The organism is Megasphaera sp. AF13-6AC (genome assembly GCF_027685385.1).
GTDB classification, from domain to species: domain Bacteria; phylum Bacillota; class Negativicutes; order Veillonellales; family Megasphaeraceae; genus Megasphaera; species Megasphaera micronuciformis.
This window is the reverse complement of sequence record NZ_JAQCUN010000134.1, coordinates 1-340: the sequence shown is the minus strand read 5'-3', so window position 1 is coordinate 340 and position 340 is coordinate 1. Positions and strand designations below refer to the sequence as shown.

1 protein-coding gene is annotated in these 340 nt (G+C 48.5%); it reads left to right on the top strand.

What is annotated here, in order from left to right:
• The coding region (locus tag PGX78_RS07000; RefSeq protein WP_270446125.1) for an AIR carboxylase family protein at positions 1-221 on the top strand (221 nt) is incomplete at its 5' end.
• Between the last annotated feature and the right edge of the window lie 119 nt (positions 222-340).

The following is a 340-nucleotide window of genomic DNA, read 5'->3' as shown; positions in this document are numbered from 1 at the left end:
GCGGTATGGATGCCCTTTTGTCGACAGTACAAATGCCGTCGGGCATGCCCGTAGCGACAGTAGCCGTAAACGGGGCGAAGAATGCAGCCCTCTTGGCTATTCAAATCCTGGCGGTAGGCGATGCCCAACTGGCAGGTAAATATAAGGCCTATCGTGCGGATATGACGGCTCAGGTAGAAGCGAAGAACGTAAATTTACAAAAGCAACTCAATCAGGCGTAGAATCAATCAGGAGGAACTATGCAATACGATTTGGTATGGGATAAACTTCATGAAGAATGCGGTGTTTTCGGCATTTACGATAAAGAAGCGGACATTCCCCGTTATGTATACTGGGGGCT